Here is a 20,953-nt window from a genome sequence, read left to right on the forward strand (position 1 = left end):
TGTCACGTGCGTCACGACGGCTCGGGCACCCGGTGCTCGACCGGCGTGGGCCCCGCGACGACCGGCAGCCCCTCGGCGCGCCACGCGTGGATGCCCCCGACGATGTCGCGCGCGGGCAGTCCCAGCGAGACCAGCGCGGCGGCCGCCAGCGACGAGGTGTAGCCCTCGGTGCAGACGACGATCCACTCCTGGCCCTCGGTCGCGACGGCGAGGTTCGCCCCCGAGCGCGGGTGCAGGCGCCACTCGAGGTGGTTGCGCTCGACGACGACCGAGCCGGGGATCTCGCCGTCCAGCTCGCGCTGCCAGGCCGGGCGGATGTCGACGATGATCGCCCCGGCCGCGACGCGCGCGTGGGCGGCGCGTGGCGAGATGCGGTCGAGGCCACCGCGCGCCGACTGCAGCAGCTCGTCGACCGAGGCGTAGGTGACGGTCATGACGCGGCCTCCAGGTCGGGAGCGGGCGCCTCGGGGTCGTCGGTCCACACCGACGCGAGGCGGGTGAGCTGGTGGCCGTCGACGTCGTAGTAGTTCATCTGCGACAGCGGGGGCGAGTAGGCGTGGACGCTGACGGCGGTCTCGGCGTGCACGTTGCGGACGTCGTGGACGTAGTGCTCGCCGAACAGCACCGAGTCGCCCTCGACCCGCTCGGTCTCGGTCAGCACCTCGGCACCCGGCGTCCACACGGCCTCGCTCAACGCGCCGCTGACGACCGTGAAGGCACCCGACGAGCCGCCGTGGTCGTGCAGCTGCGTCCCCTGCTCCTGCGTCCAGCTGATGAGCCAGACGTCGACCTCGTCGTCACACCGCAGTCGCACGTGCCAGCGGCTCTCCGAGTCGGCGTGAACCTCGTGGAGGCCCGCGCGGACGTCGTCGGCGACCGAGCTCGTCAAGGATCCGAGCTCGGCCAGCGACAGGGGCGCGACGGTGGTGGGACGGGCGGTCATGGCTCCATGCAAGCCGAGATCGCAGCACTTCCCCACGGTGCTCACCAGTCGGACGCCGTCCACCAGCGTGTCGGGATGCGGTAGGGGGCGGTCGAACTATCGTGACGAGGACACTCCCGGAAGGTCTGTCGCATGAAGTGGATCCTGCTCGTCGTCGTCATCGTCGTGGTGGTCGCCGTCGTCGTCGCCCGTTCCTCCCGCACCGGGTCCGGTGCCGCGGCGGGTCGGTCGCACCGGCTCGACGACTCCTCGTCGCCGTCCGCACGGCCTGCCGGGAACCGGTCCGAGCCCCGTGATCCCGGGGACGACGACCCCCTCACGCCCGGCGGGACGACGTAGGGCCCGACCCGTTTTGGAGACCACGCGGACCATGCGATAGAGTCACGTTCGCGGTTCGCCGCACAGCATGGCCCCGTGGCGCAGTTGGTTAGCGCGCCGCCCTGTCACGGCGGAGGTCGCCGGTTCGAGTCCGGTCGGGGTCGCCATGTGAGAGAGCCCACGTCCCTCCTCGGAGGGACGTGGGATTTTTCTTGTCCGCCAAGTGGTTGAATGTTCTATGACTTCTTCGACGGAAACCAGCCCCTTCGTCCTCGGCGACGACACCCTCGACGTCCTGTTCCGCGAGGCCCGCTCGGTCAACGCGTTCAGCGACGAGCCGGTCTCGGCCGCGCAGGTCCGCGAGGTGTTCGAGCTCGTCAAGCTCGGCCCCACGATGATGAACATCCAGCCGATGCGCCTGCTGCTGGTCGAGCAGGGCGAGGGCCGCGACCGCCTCGTGCCGCACATGGCCGAGGGCAACCGCACGAAGGCGCAGACGGCGCCGCTCGTCGCGGTCGTCGCCGCCGACACCGACTTCCACACCTCGATGGACGTGCACTTTCCGCACAAGCCCGGCATCGGCGACATGTTCGCGGGCGACGACGCCAACCGCTACGAGGTCGCCCGGTACAACACGGCCCTGCAGACGGGCTACTTCATCATCGGCATCCGCGCCGCCGGCCTGCACGCCGGTCCCGTCGGCGGCTTCGACGCCGCGGGCATCGACGGCGAGTTCTTCGGCGGCACGACGTGGCGCACGCAGCTCGTGATCAACATCGGCCACCCCGGTGAGAACCCGTGGTTCGACCGCCTGCCCCGCATCTCGGCCGACGACGCGGTGCGCACGGTCTGACGGACGGGGTTCTGACAGGCTGAGGTCATGGCCGACCTCACCGCGCGCGTCCACGACGTGCTCCCCTCCGTCCTCGACGACCTCGAGACGCTCGTCCGCATCCCGTCGATCTGGGCCCAGCCCGAGCACCACGACGACGTCCACCGCAGCGCGGCAGAGGTGCAGCGCCTGCTGACCGAGGCGGGCTTCGCGGATGCGCGCGTCGTCGAGGCCGGAGGGGCGCCGGCGGTCATCGCGCACCACCCCGCCCCGCCGGGCGCCCCCACCGTCCTGCTGTACGCCCACCACGACGTGCAGCCGACCGGCGACCCCGACCGGTGGACGTCACCGCCGTTCGAGCCCACGCGCCGTGGCGACCGGCTCTACGCCCGCGGCGCGGCCGACGACAAGGCCGGCCTCGCGGCGCACCTCGCGGCCTTCCGCGCGCACGGCGGCAACCCGCCGGTCGGCGTCACGGTCTTCGTCGAGGGCGAGGAGGAGTCGGGGTCGCCGAGCCTCGTCGCCCTGCTCGAGCAGCACCGGGACGAGCTGACCGCCGATGCCATCGTGATCGCCGACTCGGCCAACTGGGCCATCGGCGTGCCGGCCCTGACGGTCTCGCTGCGCGGGATGGTCGACTGCGTCGTGACGGTCGAGACGCTCGGCCACGCGGTGCACTCCGGCATCTGGGGCGGCGTCGTGCCCGATGCGCTGACGACGCTCAGCCGCCTGCTCGCGACGCTGCACGACGACGAGGGCTCCGTCGCGATCGAGGGGCTGCACCACGGGGTCGCCGCCGAGCTGGAGTACCCCGAGGACCGCTTCCGCGAGGAGTCGTCGGTGCTGCCCGGCGTCGGGCAGATCGGTCGCGGGTCGATCGTGCAGCGGCTGTGGGCCGAGCCCGCCGTCAGCGTCCTCGGCATCGACGCGACCCCCGTCGCGACGGCGTCGAACACGCTCTCGCCGAGCGCCCGCGCCAAGATCGGCATGCGCGTCGCTCCGGGCGGCGACGCCGCGGCACACCTCGACGCCCTGGTGGCCCACCTCGAGCAGCACGCGCCGTTCGGGGCCCGCGTGACGGTCGAGCGGGGCGATCTCGGCGAGCCGTTCACGGTCGATGCGAACGGTCCCGCGTACGACGCCGCGCGATCGGCGTTCCGCGACGCGTGGGACGGCACCGAGCCCGTCGACATGGGCATGGGCGGGTCGATCCCGTTCATCGCCGAGTTCGCGCGGCTCTTCCCCGACGCCGCCGTGCTGGTCACGGGCGTCGAGGACCCCGACACGCGGGCCCACGGCATCGACGAGGGCCTGCACCTGGGCGAGTTCGCGCGCGTGTGCGTCGCCGAGGCGCTGCTCCTGCAGCGGCTGGCCGACCCCGCTGAGTGAGTGCATTCGCGGACGTCCGACGCCGTGCGATATGGTGATCGTCGCTCGTTCGCGAGCGGTGGCCAGGTAGCTCAGTTGGTACGAGCATCCGCCTGAAAAGCGGAGGGTCGCCGGTTCGACCCCGGCCCTGGCCACAGATGACGATGGAGCCCCGCACGATTTTCGCGGGGCTCCATCGTCATTCTCGGCCAGGGTGACGCGGGCTCGTACGACGTGGCGAGGTCGCGTGGGCCGACGTCGCTGTAGGTTCTGCCCATGGACCTGACGGGCGTGACCGACGCCGTGTTCGTCGTCGGCGTGCTGGTCGCCCCCCTGGTGGTCGTGCTGGTGTTCACGGGGGTCGTCGCGACGCGCCGGTCCGCTCGAGCCGTCGCCCTGACCTCGGTCCTGTCGGCCGCCGTCGTCGGTTCCCTCTTCGTGTACTGGTGGCTGTGGGGCGCGGCGTTCGACGCGGTCGACGCGGGGCGCGAGGTCTCGTCGGCGGTCGACCGGACCATGAGCATCGCCGTCGGGGTCAGCGCGGTGTCGACGGTCCTGCTGGCCACGCCGGGCGTCGCCGTGGCGACGACGTCGCGGAGACGTCGCCGGTCGTCCCCGCCGTGGGGGTCAGCGCTCTGAACCGGGTCGCTCGTCGCGGATCGACCGTTCGCTGGCTCGGGCCGCGACGAGGTCGGCGATCCGCCGCCGCACGACGAGCCGACGCCGATTCGCCGCCTTGCGCCGTGCCGCGCTCCTCTGGACGAACTGCAAGGGACTCACGCTCCTCGTGAACTCGCGGGCACCCCTGGCACGACGCGCCCCGTACCTGTTCATCGCACGAGGGGCCCCGATGTCACCGGTCGGAGCGGGGAATCTTCTACGCGGGTCGCGGGGCGTACATGATGAGGCCGACGCCGACCAGGCAGACCAGCGCACCGCTGACGTCCCAGCGGTCGGGCTCGAACCCGTCGACGACCATGCCCCACAGCAGCGAACCCGCCACGAAGACGCCGCCGTAGGCCGCCAGGATGCGGCCGAAGCTCGCATCGGGCTGCAGCGTGGCGACGAAGCCGTAGGCGCCGAGCGCGACCACCCCGCCACCGATCCACAGCAGGCCCCGGTGCTCACGCACGCCCTGCCAGATCAGCCACGCGCCGCCGATCTCGGCGAACGCCGCGGCGACGAACAGGGCGATCGAGCGGAGCGTGTCCATCGCTGCATCCTCGCAGGCCCGCTGCCGCTCGGGTGTCTTCGAGGTCGCGGACGGCGTACGTGGAGCCGGTGCGCGACCGAGCACGGTCGGCACCGTTCACCCCGTCCGCCTAGCATGGCTCGGATGGGGACACTGCTGAACGGACGCTACGAGCTCGGCGACACCATCGGTTCCGGGGGCATGGGCCGCGTGCACCGCGCCACCGACACGCGCCTGGGCCGATCCGTCGCGATCAAGATCCTGCGCGTGGGCGGCGGCGAGGACGACGCCACGGCGCGGGCCCGCTTCAAGGCCGAGGCGACCCTGGCCGGCTCGCTGCACCACCCGGGCATCGCCCAGGTCTACGACGTCGGCGAGGACGAGGCGTCGCCCGAGCGCGAGCCCTTCATCGTCATGCAGCTCATCGAGGGCACCCCGCTGAGCACCCTGCTCGCCGAGCGCGGTGCGATCCGCCCCGACGGTGTCGCCAAGATCGTCGCGCAGGTCGCCGACGCCCTCGACACCGCGCACGGCGCCGGCATCGTGCACCGCGACCTCAAGCCGTCCAACATCGTCGTCACCCCGCAGGGCCGGGCCGTGCTGGTCGACTTCGGCATCGCCTGGTCGGCCGGCAGCGAGCCGCTGACCCAGACCGGCTCGATCATCGGCACCGCCGAGTACTTCAGCCCCGAGCAGGCCGCCGGACGGCCCGCGACCGCGCGCTCCGACCTGTACTCGCTGGGCATCGTGGCCTACCACTGCGTGACCGGCACGTCGCCGTTCCGGCGCGAGACGCCCGTCGCGACCGCGATGGCGCAGCTGACGGGCGATCTGCCGCCGATGGACGACTCCGTGCCGCCGGCGCTGCGCACGCTCATCACGTCGCTGACGCAGAAGGACCCCGAGGACCGTCCGTCGAGTGCCGCCGCCGTCGCCGCGCTCGCGAACAGCGAGACGTCGCCGGCCACCGAGATCATCGCCCCGGCCACGTCGGGGATGCCGGCGACGGCGCCGGTCTCGCAGCCCACCTCGGTGCAGCCGGCCGCCGCTGCAGCACCGCCCCCGCCGCCGGTGCTCCCACCGCCGACGTTGCCGCCGCCGTCGCGGTCGGACGAGCGCGAGCGTCGCTCGTCACGCTGGCTGGTCGTCGCGGTCGTCGCGATCCTCCTGCTGCTGGCCGGCGTGCTGGGCGTGCAGGCCCTCGGCGGCGGCGGCGACGACGGCTCCCCCGCCGCCGACGCGACGACGCAGACCAGCGACGCGCCGACCGAGGACGAGCCGACCTCCGAGACCCCGTCGGAGCCCGCCGAGACGGAGCCCGAGTCGAATGACGTCACGGTCGACCGCGACGCCCTGATCGGGCTGGACTACGACGACGCGGCCGACGAGCTCGACGACCTCGGCCTCTCGGCGCGTCGCGTCGACGAGACGTCGTCGGCCCCCGAGGGGACCGTCACGGGCGTCTCGCCGTCGGGCACCGTGGGACGCGGCAGCACGATCACGCTGACCGTCGCCAAGGAGGCGCCGGAGCAGACCGAGCCGACCGCCGAGACCCCGTCCGCGCCGACCGGCCCGGCGGGCGACGCCACCGACAAGGGCCCCGCCGGCGGCGGGGGCCCCGGCGGCGGCAAGAAGCCCTAGCCGGCAGACGCGGCGGTCAGCGCGGCGGCAGGTCGTCCTGCCGCTTGATCGCGGCGTTGCGCTGGCCCTGCGCGACGAACGACAGCACGATGCCGACGAGGCCGGCCGCCATCAGGATGTAGCCGACCGTCACGAGGTCGACCTCGTTGATGTTGTCACGGACGGCGAACGACAGGATCGCGCCGATCGCGATGAGGGCGATGGATCCACCGAAGTACATGACAGAACCCCTTTCGAAGGTGTGCCCCGAAGGTAGTGGGCCGAGGGGTCGACCGCACGTCCGCCGCGCCCGGTGGCCTGCACCTAGGCTGGAGCCATGGACCTCGGCCTGACAGACCGCACCTACCTCCTCACCGGCGCCTCGGGCGGGCTCGGCCTCGCGACGGCTCAGCAGCTCGTCGCCGACGGCGCCAACGTCGTGATCTCCTCGCGCAGCCAGGAGTCGGTCGACCGGGCCGTCGCCGGGCTCGGCCCCCGCGCGATCGGCGTCGCGGTCGACAACGCCGACGCCACGGCACCGGCGCAGCTCGTCGCGGCCGCGCAGGAGGCGTTCGGCCGGGTCGACGGCGTCCTGATCAGCGTCGGCGGCCCTCCCGCGGGCTCGATCCTCGACCGCACCGAGGACGAGTGGCGGACGTCGTTCGAGTCGGTGTTCCTCGGTGCGCTGCGGCTCGCGACCGAGGTCGCCGAGGTGCTCGGCGACGGCGGCTCGATCGCATTCGTCCTCTCGACGTCGGTCAAGGCGCCGATCCCGGGCCTCGGCATCTCCAACGCCCTGCGTCCCGGCCTCGCGATGGCCGCCAAGAACCTCGCGGACGAGCTCGGTCCCCGCGGCATCCGGGTCAACGCGCTGATGCCGGGTCGCATCTCGACCGACCGCGTCCACTCCCTCGACGCCGCGACGGGCGACGCCGACGCGGCCCGGGCGGCCAACGAGCGCTCGATCCCGCTCGGACGCTACGGCGACCCCGCGGAGTTCGGACGCGCGGCAGCGTTCCTGCTGTCGCCCGCCGCGAGCTTCCTGACGGGCGTCATGCTGCCGGTCGACGGAGGGCTCACCCGCGCGCTGTGACCTCGCGCGGCTGCTCGGCGTCCGCGCGCGACTCCCCCGGGTGCCAGCCGGGGGGCATCACGACGTAGCCGATCTTGTCGCGCCACCGCTCGGCCGCGCGCACGTCGCGGGCCAGCGCCACGAACGGCCCGTACTGCAGCGTCAGGACGTTGAACGTGCCGACGGGCACCGTCAGGCCGTACGTCGGACGGTGCAGCTCCTCCTGGAACGTGCCGAACATGCGGTCCCAGACGATGAAGATGCCGGCGTAGTTCTTGTCGAGGTACTCCGGGTCGCTGCCGTGGTGCACCCGGTGGTGCGACGGCGTGTTGAACACCAGCTCGATCGGCCACCACATCGTCCCGACGCGCTCGGTGTGCTGGAAGAACTGGAACACGAGGTTGAAGCCGAACGCGACGTAGAGCATCCACGGCTCGAAGCCCAGCAGCGGGAACGGCGCCCAGAAGATCGCCTCGGCCCACGGGTTCCACTTCTGCCGCAGGGCCGTCGAGAAGTTGAAGTACTCGCTCGAGTGGTGGGCCTGGTGGGCCGCCCAGCCGATGCGGACGCGGTGGACGAAGCGGTGCTGCAGGTAGAACGCGAGGTCGAGCCCGACGATCAGCAGGGCCCACGACCACCACGTGTCGTCCGGCAGGTGCCAGGGCGCGAGGTAGACGCTCATCGCGACGAACACCACGAGCGTCCCGGCCTTGAACACGGCGCTCGACACGATCGAGCCGACGCCCATGACCAGGCTGGTGCGCGCGTCCTTCTTCTCGTACCCGCGCATCTCGTGCGTGTCGCTCTCGAGCCACTTGAACGCCGCGATCTCGAGCAGCAGCGTCAGGACGAAGAACGGTGCCGCCGCCAGCGTGGGGTTCTTCAGCGGGTCGAGCAGCTCCATGGCGCCTCCTGCGGCGGGTTCAGTGATATGACTCTCGGGTAAGTTACCACCGGATCACATGCCCTGACTAGACTTCGGGCATGGCTCGACCCAACGCCGGCACCAAGGGCGTCCCCCGCCTCGACCGCGAGACCCAGATCCTCGACGTCGCGTCCGAGCACTTCGGCACCGGCGGGTTCGCGACCACCTCCGTCGCGACCATCGCCGCACGCGCCGGCATCTCCAAGCCCCTGATCTACAGCTACTTCGGCTCCAAGGAGGGCCTCTACGAGGCGTGCCTCGACCGGGGCGGCGCCCTGCTCGCCGACGAGATGGAGCGCATCGCGCGGGGCGACGCGGTCGGCATCGAGCGCGGCATGCAGACGCTGGCCGGCCTCTTCGCCCTGCTGGAGGACCGCCGCCACCTGTGGCGGCTGTTCTTCGACACCACGGCCCCCACGAGCGGCCCCATCCGCGACGCGATCACGGGCTACGCCGACCGCATCGGCAGGCTGGCCGACGAGGGCGTCACCGAGCTGATGGCCCTGTCGGGCAACGACGACGCCCTCGACGTCTCGGCGATGACCTCGGTGTGGCTCGGCATCGTCGACTCGCTCATGAACTGGTGGGTCGAGCACCCCGACCAGACCGCCGACCAGATGATGCAGCGCTGCCTGCGCCTGCTCGCCGCCCTGTTCGGGCAGGACGACGCGTGAGCCGGCGGCTCGACGGCCACACCGTCGTGGTGACGGGTGCCTCCGGCGGCATCGGCGCCGCGGCGGCCCGCCGGCTCGCCGGACTCGGCGCCACCGTCTGCCTGCTGGCGCGGCGCGACGACGAGCTCGAGTCGGTCGCCGACGACATCCGTCGCGCGGGGGGCGTCGCGCACGCGTACGTCGTCGACCTCAGCGACCCGGACGACACCGATGCCGTCGCGGCACGCCTGCTGGCCGACCACCCGCGCATCGACACCCTGGTCAACAACGCGGCGCGATCGATCCGGCGCCCCATCACCGCCTCGCTCGACCGCATGCACGACTACGAGCGCACCATGGCGATCAACTACTTCGGTGCGGTGCGCCTGACCCTCGCGCTCGTGCCGCGCTTCCTCGAGCAGGGCCGTGGTCACGTCGTGATCTCGTCGAGCATGTCGACACAGCTGCCGATCCCCCTGTTCTCGGCCTACCTCGCGAGCAAGAGCGCCCTCGAGTCGTTCACGCGATCGCTCGTCGCCGAGCTCGGCTCGGACGGCGTCTCGGCCACGACGGTCTACTTCCCCATGGTGCGCACCGAGATGTCGGGCCGCACCGACATCTACCAGGCGATGCCGATGCTGAGCGCCGAGAAGGCGGCCGGCTGGCTCGTGCGGGCCGTGGTCGCCCGACCCTCGCGGGTCACGAGCCTGCAGGGTGCCGCCGCCGAGATCGGCATGGCGACGCTGCCCGGCACGGTCACGGCGGGGCTGCGACCGGTCTTCCGCCACATGGACCGGGTGCTGGCCCGTCGCTCGGGCGTCCGGCCGGACGCCCCGTGAGGGCCTTCGTGCTGACCGGGCCCGGCCGGTGGACCGTCGACGACGTCGAGCCACCGCGCGCCGCACCCGGCCACGTCGTGGTCGACATCGCGCGGGTCGGCGTGTGCGGCACCGACACCGAGCTGTTCTCGGGCGAGATGGAGTACCTGCGCGACGGGCTGGCCGCCTACCCGCTGCGTCCCGGGCACGAGTGGTGCGGCACGGTCAGCGCCGTCGGCGAGGGCGTCGACGCCTCGTGGCTCGGGCGCCGCACGACGGGCGACACCCAGATCGGCTGCGGCGCCTGCCACCGCTGCCTGGCCGGCCGGCAGCACGTGTGCGAGCACCGGCACGAGATCGGGCTGAGACGCGGCTTCGACGGCGCCCTGGCCGAGCAGATGGCGGTGCCCGTCTCGGCGCTGCTGCGCCTGCCCGACTCCGTCGACGACACCGCGGGCGCGATGGTCGAGCCGGGTGGCAACGCCCTGCGCGCCGTCCTGGCGGCCGACCTGGCCCCCCGCGAGCGGCTGCTCGTGATCGGCCCCGGCACGATCGGCCTGCTGGCGACGATGTTCGCCCTCGCCCGCGGGTGCGAGGTGCACGTGCTGGGGGCGACCCGGGCGTCGCTCGACGTCGCCCGCACCCACGGTGCGCACGGGGCGTGGACGTCGGACGACCTCCCCGACCTGCGGTGGGACGCCGTCATCGACGCGTCGAACGGCCCCGGCTCGCCCGCCCTCGCCGCCGGGCTGGTCGACGCCGGACGTCGCATCGTCCTGATCGGGCTGTCCGACGCAGCGAGCCTGCTCGACACCCGCGTGCTCGTCATGAAGGACGCCCACGCCGTCGGCATCCTCAGCGCGTCACCCGGTTTCGCCGGCGCGATCGAGCTGTACGCCTCGGGCGCCGTCGACCCCCGCGGGCTCGTGGGCGCGACCCTGACGCTCGACGACGTCGGCGAGGTGCTGGGCGGCGTCCGCCCGGTCGACGCGGGCCCCGGGCCCAAGATCCACGTCGACCCGGCGGCTCACTCGAAGTGACGGCGCGGGTTGCCCACCAGGATCGTGTCGATGTCGCCCTCCGACAGGCCACCCTTCAGCAACGCCGGGATGACGTCCTCGCTGATGTGGCGGAAGTGCCAGTTCGGCGCGGCCTGGTGCTTGGCCTCGGGGCTGAAGTAGTCGATGTAGCAGTTGGCGTCGTGGGCCAGCGTGATGTTCTCGACGTACCCGCGGCGCACGAGCTCGATGATCGTGCCGATGCGCTCCTCGAGCGGGTTGAACAGGTCGAGCCCGAAGCGGTCCATGCCGAGCATCGAGCCCGCGTCGGCGACCTTGCACAGGTAGTCGATGTCGTTGGTGTCGCCGGAGTGGCCGATGATCACCTTCGACAGGTCGACGCCCTCCTCCTTCAGCACCTTCTGCGCGACGAGTCCCGACCCGGTCGCGGGGTTGGTGTGCACCGTGATGGGCGTCCCGGTCTGCACGTGGGCCTGTCCGACGGCCCGCATGACCCGCTCGACACCGGGCGTCAGCCCCTGGTGCTCGATCGCGCACTTGAGCAGACCGGCCTTGACGCCGGTGTCGGCGATGCCCTCGGTGATGTCCTTGACGAACATCGCGGTGAGCGGCTCGGGGATGTCGACCAGCAGGCCGGGGCCCTGGTGCTCGAACTGGTGGGGCACCTCGTCGTACGTGTAGAGCCCCGTGCCGACGACGATGTTGACGTCGACGCGGGCCGCGATCTTCTGGATGCGCGGGATGTAGCGGCCGAGGCCGAGCACCGTCGGGTCCATGATCGAGTCGATGCCGACCTCCTTGAGGTCGGTCAGCTTCTGCACGGCGTCGTCGATGCGCTCCTGCTCGTCCCACTCCGTCAGGTAGTTCTCCTTGTACTCGGTGTTGAGCACGAACACGTGCTCGTGCACCAGGGTGCGGCCGAGCTCGCTGGAGTCGATCGCGCCGGTGACGGTCTGGACGGAGGCCATCAGGACCACCCTTCTCTCACGGTGATGAATGTTGAGGTCGGATTCAGATTCGGGTTTAGTGTGTCCGAGGTCACAGGGCCGGTCAAGAGCCTTCCCGCCCCTCGGACAGGAACGCGACGACACGGTCGACGACCTCGTCGGGACGCTCGAGGATCACGCTGTGCCCCGTCGTCGGCAGGCTCCACAGCTCGGCACCGGGGATCCCCCGCACGAGCTCGTCCGACCACTCCGGCGGACGGGCGTGGTCCTCGCCACCGCTGACCACGAGCGTCGTCGCGGTGATGCGCGGCAGCAGCGCCACGGCGCTCGGCCTCTCGACGACGCCGCGGACCGCGTGCGAGAGCCCCGGCGACAGCGCCGCGATGTGATCTCGCCAGGGCGCCAGCAGCGCGGCGCGGGACGGGTCGGACCGGACGGTCTCGCCGAACATGATCTGCATCGTCGTCTCGAGCAGCTCGCCCGCGAAGCCGTGGCGGGCCACCTCGTCGACGATCGGCCGGAACGCCTCCAGGTGCTCGGCGGGCTCCTCGCGCGCGGACGACCCCAGCAGCACCATGCGGTCGACGGCCTCGGGCCGTCGCGCGGCGACACGCACCGCGACGTCGCCGCCCATCGACTGGGCCACGACGTGCACCCGGTCGAGTCCCAGGCGGTCGAGCAGCGCCAGCACGTCGTCGGCGCAGTCGTCCATCGTCACGGTCGCCGACGCGTCACCGCTCGCACCCTGCCCCCTGAAGTCGGGGCGGACGACGCGGAACCGGCCGGCGAGGGCGCTGACCAGGCCGTCGAACATCGTGTGGTCGAGGAACAGCGAGTGCAGGCACAGCACCGCCGGCAGGTCCGCCTCGCCGGTGTCGGCGACGAACAGGCTCATGCCGGGGCCCCGAGGTCGAGACCGGCGAGGTGGCGCTCGAGGACGTCGATCACGGCGTCGGGGTTCTCCATGGCGTGCACGTGGCCGGTGCGCTCCATGACCTCGAGCACCGCGCCCGGTGTCGCGTCGACGATCTGCTGCGACTTCGGCGGCGGATAGGTGTGGTCCTCGGTGCCGGCCACCACGAGGACCGGCACCGAGATCGAGGCCAGCTCGTCGAGCACGGGCAGGCGGTGGGCGATGTTCCAGGCGGCGTCGGCGTACTCCGGCGTGCGGCTGCGCAGCAGGGCCGTGACCTCGGCGAGCACCTCGGCGCGCGACGGGTCCGTCAGCGTCGTGTCGCCCATCATGAAGTGCAGCACCCCGTCGAGCACCGGCTCGATGCCCTGCTCGGCCAGCACCTCGACGAGCCCGTCCATCGCCTCGGCCTGCTCCTCGACGTCGGCCGACGTCCCCATCAGCACCGCCGACGCCAGCAGGTCCGGACGTCGGGCCGCGAGGCGCAGACCGACGAAGCCGCCCATCGAGTTGCCGACGAACGTGCACGGTGCGAGGTCGAGCGCCTCGATGAGCGCCGCGGCGTCCTCGGCCAGCGTGTCCATGTCGAGCCGCTCACGGACGTCACGGGCGCTCTCGCCCTGCCCCCTGTGGTCGTAGCGGACGACCCGGAACCGGTCGGACAGCGCCGCTGCCTGCGCCTCGAACATGCGGACGTCGAAGAACATCGACGGGCTCATGACGACGGCATGGCCGTCGCGCGGCCCCTCGTCCTCGTACCTCAGGGTCGTGCCGTTGACGTCGATGACTGCCATGCGGGGGCCTCCTCGGGCGGACAGGTGTGAGGCAGGTCACGCTACTTGAACTCGGGTTCAGGTTCAAGTAGCGTCCGATCACGCTCTCGAACCGGAGGAACCATGCCCGACACCCACGCCCCGATCCGCCCGACCTCGATCCAGGACCTCAAGGACCTCGTCGGGACGACGCTGGGACCGACCGAGTGGCACGACATCACGCAGGAGCGCATCGACGCCTTCGCCGAGCTGACCGGCGACCACCAGTGGATCCACGTCGACCCCGAGCGCGCCGCCGCCAGCGACTTCGGGTCGACGATCGCCCACGGCCTCTACAGCCTCTCGATCGGTCCGCGCTTCATGGAGGACCTCATGGCCTTCGACGGCTTCGCCCACAGCCTCAACTACGGCTACGAGAAGGTGCGGTTCCCGTCGCCCAACCCCGTCGGCTCGCGCATCCGCATGCACGCCGAGATCGTCTCGGTCGACGACGTCGGGGGCGGCGCGGCCCGCATCGTCACGAAGCAGGTCTTCGAGCGCGAGGGCGCCGACAAGCCGATCTGCGTCGCGGAGTCCGTCGGCCAGTTCACCGAGTACCCCGCGCAGGCCTGACGGTGGTGACGACCGCCCGCCGCGTGCACCTGGCCGCACGCCCCGTCGGCCTGCCGGACGCCTCGACGTGGGACGTCCGCGAGACCCGGCTGCCGGAGCCCGCCGAGGGCGAGGTGCTCGTCCGCACGACGCACCTGTCGCTCGACCCGGCCATGCGGGGCTGGCTGAACGACGTCCGCTCGTACGTGCCGCCCGTGCAGATCGGCGAGGTGATGCGGGCATTCGGCGTCGCCACGGTGCTCTCGTCGCGCCACCCCGACCTCGCCGAGGGCGACACCGTCACCGGCACGATCGGCGCGGCGACGCACGCCGTCGTCGACGGCTCGGAGCTGACCCGCATCGACCTGTCGGTCGCCCCGGCCACGACGTGGCTCGGCGCGCTCGGCATGCCGGGCATGACGGCCTGGTTCGGCCTGTTCGACGTGGCCCGTGCGCGTCCCGGCGACACCGTCGTCGTCTCCGGTGCCGCCGGCGCGGTCGGCAGCGTCGTCGGCCAGCTCGCCAGGGCCCACGGGTGCCGGGTCGTCGGCATCGCGGGCGGCCCCGAGAAGTGCGCCTGGCTGACCGACGAGCTCGGGTTCGACGCCGCGATCGACCACCGCGAGGGGCCCGTCCACCGCGCCCTGCGCGCCGTGGCCCCCGACGGCGTCGACGTCTACTTCGACAACGTCGGCGGCGAGGTGCTCGACTCGGTCCTGCGCACGCTGCGCCTCGGCGCCCGCGTCGCGATCTGCGGCGCGATCTCGACGTACAACGCGACCGAGCCGCCCCCCGGACCGGCGCACTACATGTCGCTGCTGGTCAACCGGGCGTCGATGGCCGGCTTCCTGGTGTTCGACTTCGAGGACCGCTACCCCGAGGCCGTCGCGGACATCTCGGCACGCATCGCGGACGGGTCGTTGATCGCCCGGGAGCACGAGGTCGCCGGTGGCATCGACGCCTTCCCCGACGCGCTGCTGATGCTGTTCTCCGGCGCCAACACCGGCAAGCTCGTGCTGACCCTCTAGCGCCGTCGGTGCGTCAGGCGACGCGGTTGCCGAGGCCGAGGGCGTTGGCCCAGAGCAGGGTCGTGGTCTCGACGAGGTCGTCGACGGGCCAGTTCTCGCCCAGCGCGAAGCTGGAGTAGGCCAGGCGCGAGACCATGCCCGAGAGGGCGCGCGACGTCATGATCGGGTCGAGGTCGGCGTCGACCAGGCCGGCGTCCTGCATCTTCTGGATGCTCTTGGCGTTGCGGTGGGCGAACGCCTCGCCGCGCTGCAGCCGCTGGGCGCGGAAGTCGGCGTCGATCGTGGCGACCTGCTCCTGCAGCATCATGAGACGGCCGTTGCGCTTGTAGGTCTCGAAGTAGGCACGGTTGCTGGCCTCGATGACGGCCATGGGGTCCTCGGCCTCGGCGACGTGCGGCATGCCGGGGTGCATCATCTCGTCCTTGGCGGCCTCCATGACCGCCATGAAGATCTCTTCCTTGCTCACGAAGTACGTGTAGAACGTGCCGGTCGAGCACTGCGCCTCGGCAGTGATGTCGGTCAGCCGCGAGGCGAGGAACCCGTCACGCTCGAAGACCGTGCGGGCGGCCGAGACCAGCGCCGCACGGGTGCGCACGCCGCGCGCGGTCGTCGGCGGGCCCTTGGGCAGGGGGACGTCGCTCAGTGCCACATCGGCCTCCTCGCGCCCGCTGGTCATCCATTCTTTCTACTGAACTAGGTTTCAGGTTGCAAACCGAGAGGCCGGCTCGAGCACCCGCACGACCGGCGCGGCCGCCAGCTCGGGGGCGAGCTCGGCCGACATCTCCCGGAAGTGCGGCGCCTCGCCGTGGGCCCTCAGCGCGTCCTTCGACGCCCACTGCTCGACCATCACCAGGGTGTCGTCGTCGCGCCGGACGCGGTACAGGTCGTAGCGCAGGCACCCGTCCTCGGCCCGGATCGTGTCGAGGTGCGCGGTCACGATCTCGACGACGGCATCGGCCCGCCCGGGTCGCACCGCGATCGTCGCGACGACGTCCAGCGGCGCGCTCATCGCACGACCACCGGGTTGACCGGCGCACCCGTCCCGCCGACGACCTTGAGCGGCGCGGCGGTGTAGAGGAACGTCCACCGCCGGTCGGCGGCGCAGGCCTCCGCGAGCTCCTCGAGCCAGGCGATCTCGGTGAACGTCACCCCCAGGTTGCGCATCAGGGCGCTGTGCAGCGGCAGCGTCACGCCGGTGCCGGGCTCGAACGTCACCTCGTTGGCGATCGTGTCGGTCACGAGGTTCGGGATCTCCATGTCCCGGAACCAGCGCACGAGCTCGGGGCTGTACGTCAGGCCGGGCTCGAGGAAGCCGTCGTAGAACTCCTCCGGGGTCGTGTCGTAGTACGAGCCGATGAAGCCCGTGCGGACGATCAGCACGTCGTGCTTCTCGATCGTCAGCCCCTGCGCCTCGGCGACCTCCAGCAGGTCCTCGTGGGTGAACGTCTCGCCCTTGTCGAGCACCTTCTTGCCGCGGTGGCGGGCGACGTCGAGCAGGACGCCCCGGCCCACGACGCCGCGCTCGGCGATCGGCAGCACCGACGCCCTCGCCATGCCGCCGGCGGTCGTCGACGCGTCGTAGCCGTTCCAGATCTGCCCGTCGAACCAGACGTGGCCCAGCGAGTCGTACTGCGTCGAGGCCTGCAGGAACAGGGTCGCGACGTCGTCGGAGTAGTGCGCGCCGCCCGGGGTCTCGTCCCCCTCGCCGCGCTCGAAGAACGACTCGTCCATGACGTTGCGGCGCTGGATGCTCTCGCGGCCCGGCCAGACCGGGTCGCCGCCCGGGTTGCCCATCGGCACCTGCAGCGTGAAGACCTCTCCCGACCTGACGCTCGCGACGCCGCGGAGCACCTCGGCGGACGTCAGGTAGTTGAGCGAGCCGACCTCGTCGTCCGGGCCCCACTTGCCCCAGTTCTTCGGCGAGTCCTTCAGGAAGTCGCCCACGTAGGGGGTGTCGGTCATGGTGTTCTCCTCGGTCGGGATCGGTCGGACGGGTCGGTGGGGGCGGGTCAGGTGTCGAGGCCGGCGGCGCGCGCCGTGGCCCAGGCACGGTCGACGAGGCTGTCGACGAAGCCCGGCTCGGGCGGGCCGCCGTCGGCCGCGTTGCGCGGGTCGTCGAGGGCGCGCCGCAGGACGCCCTCGGAAATCACGGCGATCTTCCACAGGCCCAGCACGTGCCAGTAGTCGAGGTCCGCGGCGTCGCGCCCGGACGCCGCGAGGTACGTGTCGGCCATCGCGCGGCGGTCCGCGAACCCCGGCAGGGTCGACGCGGCGAACAGGCCCGTGGGCGGGTCGCCGGCCTCCGGCCAGTACGCCAGCAGGCTGCCGATGTCGGCCAGCGGGTCGCCCAAGGTGCTGAGCTCCCAGTCGAGGACGGCCCGCAGGTCGCCCGTCGCAGGATCCGCGATGACGTTGCGGATGTGGAAGTCGCCGTGCACGAGGGTCAGCTCGTGCTGCTCGGGCATCCTGCGGCGCAGCAGCTCGGTCAGCCGCTCCAGCGCCGGCAGCTCGCGCGTGCGACTCGCGTCCCACTGCCGCGACCAGCGCTTGAGCTGGCGGGCGGCGTACGGCGCGTGGCTGGCGAGGTCGGCCAGGCCGACGGCCTCGACGTCGACCTCGTGCACCGCCGCCAGCGTGCGGGCCAGCGACGGGCCCAGCGCCGCGCGCAGGGCCGTGTCGGTGGCCGCCGCCACCTCGGGACGGTCGACGACCAGGCCGTCGACGTGCTCCATCACGACGACGGGCGTCTCGGCGAGGCCGTCATCGACGTACCGTCCGACGACGGCCGGCACCGGCACCCCGGTGCCCTGGAGCGCCGAGAGGATGCGGTGCTCGCGCAGCACGTCGTGCGCCGAGTCGAGCAGGTGCCCCCGGGGCGGACGACGGACGATCCACCGGGACCCCGCGGCGTCCTCGACGAGGTACGTCAGGTTCGACTGCCCCCGCCCGACGCGGACGGCGGAGAAGGGTGCGACCGCCCCGACGCCGTCGGCGCGCAGCAGCGCGCCGAGGACGTCGAGGTCGACCGCCACGTCGGAGGCGGTTCCGGCGACGGCCACGGGTCAGCCGACCCCGACGGCGATCGTCGCGGCATCGGCCGCGGCGGTCGCGCCGATCATCTGCCCGCCGTCGATCACGATGGTCTCCCCCGTGATCCACGACGAGTCGTCCGAGGCCAGGAAGGCGATCGCCGAGCCGACGTCGGCGGGCTCGCCGATGCGTCCCAGCGGCGTCCGCCGGGCGACGGCGTCCTCGTGCTCCTTCCACAGCGCCTCGGCGAGCCGGGTGCGGACGACGCCCGGGGCCACGGCGTTGACGCGGATGCCCGGCCCCACCTCGACCGCGAGCTGCTTGGTCAGGTGGATCAGCGCCGCCTTCGAGACGTGGTAGATCCCGAGGTCGGGCGCCACGACGATGCCGCCCAGCGACGCGGTGTTGACGATCGAGCCCCCGTGCTCGCCCATCCAGGCGTCGTGCACGAGCTGCGACCACAGGATCGGCGCCCACAGGTTGACGTCCATCGTCTTGGCGAACCGCCCGTGGTCCTGCGACAGCAGCGGCCCGTACGCCGGGTTGGTGCCGGCGTTGTTGACCAGGACGTCGATGCTGCCGAAGACCTCCATCGTGCGCTCGACGCAGGCACGGGCCGCGGCCTCGTCGGTCGCGTGCGCCTGCACCCCGAGGGCGCGGTCGCCCACCGAGGCGGCGGCCGCCACGGCCGCCTCCTCGGTGCGGGACGTCAGCACGACGTTGGCGCCGGCCTCGTGCAGCGCCACCGCGGCCGCGAGCCCGATGCCGCGGGACGCGCCCGTGACGATCGCGGTGCGGCCCGCGAGCCGTCCCTCGCGACTCACTTCTTCTTGTTCCACTCGGGCGAGATGCGCCGCAGCTCGACCTGGGCGATCGTGCGCTTGTGCACCTCGTCGGGGCCGTCGGCCAGCCGCAGGGTGCGCTGGTGGGCGTAGAAGCTCGCGAGCGGGAAGTCGTCCGTGATGCCGCCGCCGCCGTGCACCTGGATCGCGCGGTCGATGATCTTCAGGGCGACGGCGGGGGCCGCGACCTTGATCGCCGCGATCTCGATGCGGGCCTTCTGGTTGCCGACGGTGTCCATCAGCCAGGCGGTCTTGAACGTCAGCAGGCGGATCATCTCGATCTCGATGCGCGCCTCGGCGATCCAGTCCTGGATGTTCGAGCGGTTGGCGACGGGCTCGCCGAACGTCACGCGGTTCTGCGCGCGACCGATCATGAGGTCGAGCGCGCGCTCGGCCATGCCGATCGAGCGCATGCAGTGGTGGATGCGACCGGGGCCCAGGCGGGCCTGGCTGATCATGAAGCCGTCACCCTCCTCGGCGAGCAGCGCCGTCTTGGGCACGCGGACGTCCTCGAACAGGATCTCGGCGTGACCCTCGCGGTCCATGTATCCGAAGACCGGCAGGCCGCGGACGATCGTGACGCCCGGGGTGTCGATCGGCACGACCATCATCGACTGCTGGCGGTGCTTCGCGGCGTCGACGTTGGTCTTGCCCATCACGATGAGCACCTTGCAGTTGGCGTGCAGCGCGTTCGAGGCGAACCACTTGCGGCCGTTCAGCACGTACTCGTCGCCGTCGGCGTCCATGCGGAGCTGGACGTTGGTCGCGTCGGAGCTGGCGACCTCGGGCTCGGTCATGCAGAACGCCGAGTTGATCTCGCCGGCGAGCAGCGGCTTGAGCCACTTCTCCTTGTGCTCGTCGGTGCCGAACAGCTGCAGCACCTCCATGTTGCCGGTGTCGGGGGCGTTGCAGTTCATGGCCTCGGGGGCGATGTAGGGGCTGCGGCCCATGATCTCGGCGAGCGGGGCGTAGTCGAGGTTGCTCAGGCCCGGCGACCCCCAGGCCTCGTCCTCGTGCGGGTGGAAGAGGTTCCAGAGGCCGCGCTTGCGGGCCTCGGTCTTGAGCTCCTCGAGGATCGGCGGGTGGAAGTTCGCGTCGCCGGACTCGGCCATCTGGGCGGCGTAGATCGGCTCGGCGGGGTAGATGTAGCTGTCCATGAAGTCCAGGAGCTTCTCCTGGTACTCGAGGGCGCGGGGGCTGGGTGCGAACTCCATCAGATCTCCTTGTGGGACGTGCTTGACGTGGTCAGAGGGGCAAAAACGGGAGGGCGTCGCTCGGTGAAGCTCGCGACGCCCTCCGCGATGTCGGCCCCGCGGAACGAGGCGCGCATGAGGGTGTCGGCGTCCTCGACGGACGCCTCGAAGCCGCGGTCGCCGTCGAGGTCGACCTGGCGCTTGATCGTGGCGATCGACCACGGCGAGCAGGCCGTGGCGAGGTCGGCGGCGTAGGCCACAGCGGCGTCGACGAGCTCGTCGGCCGGGACCAGGTGGTCGACCAGACCGATCCGGTACGCCTCCTCGCCGCCGACCCGGCGTCCCGACAGCAGCAGGTCGAGGGCGCGGCTCCGCCCGATGATCCGCGGCAGGAGCCACGAGACGCCGTACTCGGCGGCCAGCCCGCGACGGACGAAGGCCGTCAGGAACACCGCGTCGGGCGAGGCGAACCGGACGTCGCAGTACAGCGCCTCGACGAGTCCGAGGCCGGCCGCGGCGCCGTTGACCGCCGCGACGAGCGGGGTGCGGAGCGTCATCGGCAGGTGCCGGGGACGCGGTCGGTCGATGTCGGCGTCCGACGCGCTGGACGCACCAGCGAGGTCGTCCATGTCGGCACCGGCGCAGAAGCCACGGCCGGCGCCGGTCACGACGATCGCCCGGATGTCCGGATCGGCGTCGGCGGCCTCGAGGACGTCGAAGTACCGGTCCTCCAGCGCGTCGGTCCAGGCGTTGAGCCGCTCGGGGCGGTCGAGCGTCACGAGCAGCACGGCGCCGCGACGCTCGGTGCGCACGAGCTGCTGGGTCAGGTTCGCCATGACTCGACCCTACATGAATCTGAGTTCAGTTTCATGTCAT

26 protein-coding genes and 2 tRNA genes are annotated in these 20,953 nt (G+C 72.0%); 13 read left to right on the forward strand and 15 right to left on the reverse strand.

The features are described from left to right. Positions 1-11 precede the first annotated feature (11 nt). On the reverse strand, positions 12-434 hold the full coding sequence (locus IFT73_RS08370; protein ID WP_192167234.1) for a rhodanese-like domain-containing protein: 423 nt from the start codon (positions 432-434) through the stop codon (positions 12-14). Beyond that, positions 431-943, reverse strand: a complete 513-nt coding sequence (locus IFT73_RS08375; RefSeq protein WP_192167235.1) for a cysteine dioxygenase family protein — start codon at positions 941-943, stop codon at positions 431-433. Before IFT73_RS08375 ends, IFT73_RS08370 begins: the two co-directional genes overlap by 4 nt. 132 nt (positions 944-1,075) lie before the next feature. Between IFT73_RS08375 and IFT73_RS08380 the strand changes: the two genes are divergently transcribed. From IFT73_RS08380 to IFT73_RS08405, 6 genes are all read left to right on the forward strand, one after another. Beyond that, on the forward strand, positions 1,076-1,282 hold the full coding sequence (locus IFT73_RS08380; RefSeq protein WP_192167236.1) for a hypothetical protein: 207 nt from the start codon (positions 1,076-1,078) through the stop codon (positions 1,280-1,282). Between the two features lie 69 nt (positions 1,283-1,351). Further along, positions 1,352-1,428, forward strand: a tRNA-Asp gene (locus tag IFT73_RS08385). A gap of 71 nt (positions 1,429-1,499) precedes the next feature. Then, a complete protein-coding gene (locus IFT73_RS08390; RefSeq protein WP_192167237.1) occupies positions 1,500-2,114 on the forward strand; it encodes a malonic semialdehyde reductase in 615 nt (204 codons plus the stop codon). Positions 2,115-2,141: 27 nt separating this feature from the next. Next, positions 2,142-3,482 carry a dipeptidase gene (locus IFT73_RS08395; RefSeq protein ID WP_192167238.1) on the forward strand — a complete coding sequence of 447 codons (1,341 nt, stop codon included), beginning with the start codon at positions 2,142-2,144 and terminating at the stop codon, positions 3,480-3,482. Between the two features lie 60 nt (positions 3,483-3,542). Beyond that, positions 3,543-3,616, forward strand: a tRNA-Phe gene (locus IFT73_RS08400). 121 nt (positions 3,617-3,737) lie between these two features. After that, positions 3,738-4,100, forward strand: a complete 363-nt coding sequence (locus IFT73_RS08405) for a hypothetical protein (protein ID WP_192167239.1) — start codon at positions 3,738-3,740, stop codon at positions 4,098-4,100. Positions 4,101-4,338: 238 nt separating this feature from the next. Here the strand turns inward: IFT73_RS08405 and IFT73_RS08410 are convergent, their stop codons facing one another. Then, positions 4,339-4,674: a YnfA family protein gene (locus IFT73_RS08410; protein WP_192167240.1), complete on the reverse strand. Its 336-nt coding sequence runs from the start codon at positions 4,672-4,674 to the stop codon at positions 4,339-4,341. Positions 4,675-4,797: 123 nt separating this feature from the next. On the opposite strand from IFT73_RS08410, the gene IFT73_RS08415 reads away from it, so the two are divergent. Beyond that, entirely contained in the window at positions 4,798-6,294 is a 1,497-nt protein-coding gene (locus tag IFT73_RS08415; RefSeq protein ID WP_192167241.1) for a serine/threonine-protein kinase, read from the forward strand. A 16-nt stretch (positions 6,295-6,310) separates the two neighbouring features. On the opposite strand, the gene IFT73_RS08420 is transcribed toward IFT73_RS08415, so the two are convergent. Further along, positions 6,311-6,514, reverse strand: a complete 204-nt coding sequence (locus IFT73_RS08420) for a DUF6458 family protein (protein WP_192167242.1) — start codon at positions 6,512-6,514, stop codon at positions 6,311-6,313. Positions 6,515-6,610: 96 nt separating this feature from the next. Between IFT73_RS08420 and IFT73_RS08425 the strand changes: the two genes are divergently transcribed. Then, positions 6,611-7,366, forward strand: coding sequence for an SDR family oxidoreductase (locus IFT73_RS08425; protein ID WP_192167243.1), 756 nt, complete (start codon positions 6,611-6,613; stop codon positions 7,364-7,366). Here the strand turns inward: IFT73_RS08425 and IFT73_RS08430 are convergent. Beyond that, the gene (locus IFT73_RS08430; RefSeq protein WP_192167244.1) at positions 7,350-8,249 is read right to left on the reverse strand and encodes a sterol desaturase family protein; all 900 of its coding nucleotides are present in this window, start codon (positions 8,247-8,249) and stop codon (positions 7,350-7,352) included. The two genes, IFT73_RS08425 and IFT73_RS08430, sit on opposite strands and share 17 nt — an antisense overlap. A gap of 80 nt (positions 8,250-8,329) precedes the next feature. Between IFT73_RS08430 and IFT73_RS08435 the strand changes: the two genes are divergently transcribed. Genes IFT73_RS08435 through IFT73_RS08445 form a run of 3 tightly spaced genes read left to right on the forward strand, consistent with a single transcriptional unit; the run spans position 8,330 to position 10,781 of the window. Then, complete coding sequence (locus tag IFT73_RS08435; RefSeq protein ID WP_192167245.1) at positions 8,330-8,944, forward strand: TetR/AcrR family transcriptional regulator; 615 nt, start codon at positions 8,330-8,332, stop codon at positions 8,942-8,944. After that, positions 8,941-9,762: an SDR family NAD(P)-dependent oxidoreductase gene (locus tag IFT73_RS08440; protein WP_192167246.1), complete on the forward strand. Its 822-nt coding sequence runs from the start codon at positions 8,941-8,943 to the stop codon at positions 9,760-9,762. Before IFT73_RS08435 ends, IFT73_RS08440 begins: the two co-directional genes overlap by 4 nt. Continuing rightward, the gene (locus tag IFT73_RS08445; RefSeq protein ID WP_192167247.1) at positions 9,759-10,781 is read left to right on the forward strand and encodes an alcohol dehydrogenase catalytic domain-containing protein; all 1,023 of its coding nucleotides are present in this window, start codon (positions 9,759-9,761) and stop codon (positions 10,779-10,781) included. Before IFT73_RS08440 ends, IFT73_RS08445 begins: the two co-directional genes overlap by 4 nt. Here IFT73_RS08445 and IFT73_RS08450 read toward each other — a convergent pair. The 3 genes from IFT73_RS08450 to IFT73_RS08460 form a co-directional block, all read right to left on the reverse strand. Further along, a complete protein-coding gene (locus IFT73_RS08450) occupies positions 10,769-11,728 on the reverse strand; it encodes a phosphotriesterase (protein ID WP_192167248.1) in 960 nt (319 codons plus the stop codon). The genes IFT73_RS08445 and IFT73_RS08450 overlap by 13 nt on opposite strands. A gap of 82 nt (positions 11,729-11,810) precedes the next feature. Beyond that, complete coding sequence (locus IFT73_RS08455) at positions 11,811-12,602, reverse strand: alpha/beta fold hydrolase (RefSeq protein WP_192167249.1); 792 nt, start codon at positions 12,600-12,602, stop codon at positions 11,811-11,813. Beyond that, entirely contained in the window at positions 12,599-13,414 is an 816-nt protein-coding gene (locus tag IFT73_RS08460) for an alpha/beta fold hydrolase (protein WP_192167250.1), read from the reverse strand. The genes IFT73_RS08455 and IFT73_RS08460 overlap by 4 nt, the downstream gene beginning before the upstream one ends. A 102-nt stretch (positions 13,415-13,516) precedes the next feature. Between IFT73_RS08460 and IFT73_RS08465 the strand changes: the two genes are divergently transcribed. Together IFT73_RS08465 and IFT73_RS08470 are read left to right on the forward strand one after the other, a co-directional pair. After that, on the forward strand, positions 13,517-14,005 hold the full coding sequence (locus IFT73_RS08465; RefSeq protein WP_192167251.1) for a MaoC family dehydratase: 489 nt from the start codon (positions 13,517-13,519) through the stop codon (positions 14,003-14,005). Positions 14,006-14,010: 5 nt separating this feature from the next. Then, on the forward strand, positions 14,011-15,012 hold the full coding sequence (locus IFT73_RS08470) for an NADP-dependent oxidoreductase (RefSeq protein ID WP_206759096.1): 1,002 nt from the start codon (positions 14,011-14,013) through the stop codon (positions 15,010-15,012). Positions 15,013-15,025: 13 nt separating this feature from the next. Here IFT73_RS08470 and IFT73_RS08475 read toward each other — a convergent pair whose 3' ends face one another. Genes IFT73_RS08475 through IFT73_RS08505 form a run of 7 tightly spaced genes read right to left on the reverse strand, consistent with a single transcriptional unit; the run spans position 15,026 to position 20,913 of the window. Next, entirely contained in the window at positions 15,026-15,688 is a 663-nt protein-coding gene (locus IFT73_RS08475; protein ID WP_192167253.1) for a TetR/AcrR family transcriptional regulator, read from the reverse strand. 24 nt (positions 15,689-15,712) lie between these two features. After that, positions 15,713-16,021: a putative quinol monooxygenase gene (locus IFT73_RS08480; RefSeq protein WP_192167254.1), complete on the reverse strand. Its 309-nt coding sequence runs from the start codon at positions 16,019-16,021 to the stop codon at positions 15,713-15,715. Beyond that, positions 16,018-16,974 carry a cyclase family protein gene (locus IFT73_RS08485; protein ID WP_192167255.1) on the reverse strand — a complete coding sequence of 319 codons (957 nt, stop codon included), beginning with the start codon at positions 16,972-16,974 and terminating at the stop codon, positions 16,018-16,020. Before IFT73_RS08485 ends, IFT73_RS08480 begins: the two co-directional genes overlap by 4 nt. Before the next feature lie 47 nt (positions 16,975-17,021). After that, positions 17,022-18,071 (reverse strand): phosphotransferase family protein, encoded by a 1,050-nt coding sequence (locus IFT73_RS08490; protein WP_197983851.1) that lies wholly within the window; start codon positions 18,069-18,071, stop codon positions 17,022-17,024. A gap of 3 nt (positions 18,072-18,074) precedes the next feature. Next, the gene (locus IFT73_RS08495) at positions 18,075-18,866 is read right to left on the reverse strand and encodes a glucose 1-dehydrogenase (RefSeq protein ID WP_192167256.1); all 792 of its coding nucleotides are present in this window, start codon (positions 18,864-18,866) and stop codon (positions 18,075-18,077) included. After that, positions 18,863-20,098: an acyl-CoA dehydrogenase family protein gene (locus IFT73_RS08500; protein WP_056603122.1), complete on the reverse strand. Its 1,236-nt coding sequence runs from the start codon at positions 20,096-20,098 to the stop codon at positions 18,863-18,865. The genes IFT73_RS08495 and IFT73_RS08500 overlap by 4 nt, the downstream gene beginning before the upstream one ends. After that, positions 20,098-20,913, reverse strand: coding sequence for an enoyl-CoA hydratase-related protein (locus IFT73_RS08505; RefSeq protein WP_192167257.1), 816 nt, complete (start codon positions 20,911-20,913; stop codon positions 20,098-20,100). The genes IFT73_RS08500 and IFT73_RS08505 overlap by 1 nt, the downstream gene beginning before the upstream one ends. Between the last annotated feature and the right edge of the window lie 40 nt (positions 20,914-20,953).

The sequence above is a fragment of the Aeromicrobium sp. CFBP 8757 genome (genome assembly GCF_014841755.1).
In the GTDB taxonomy this organism is placed as follows: Bacteria; Actinomycetota; Actinomycetes; order Propionibacteriales; family Nocardioidaceae; genus Aeromicrobium.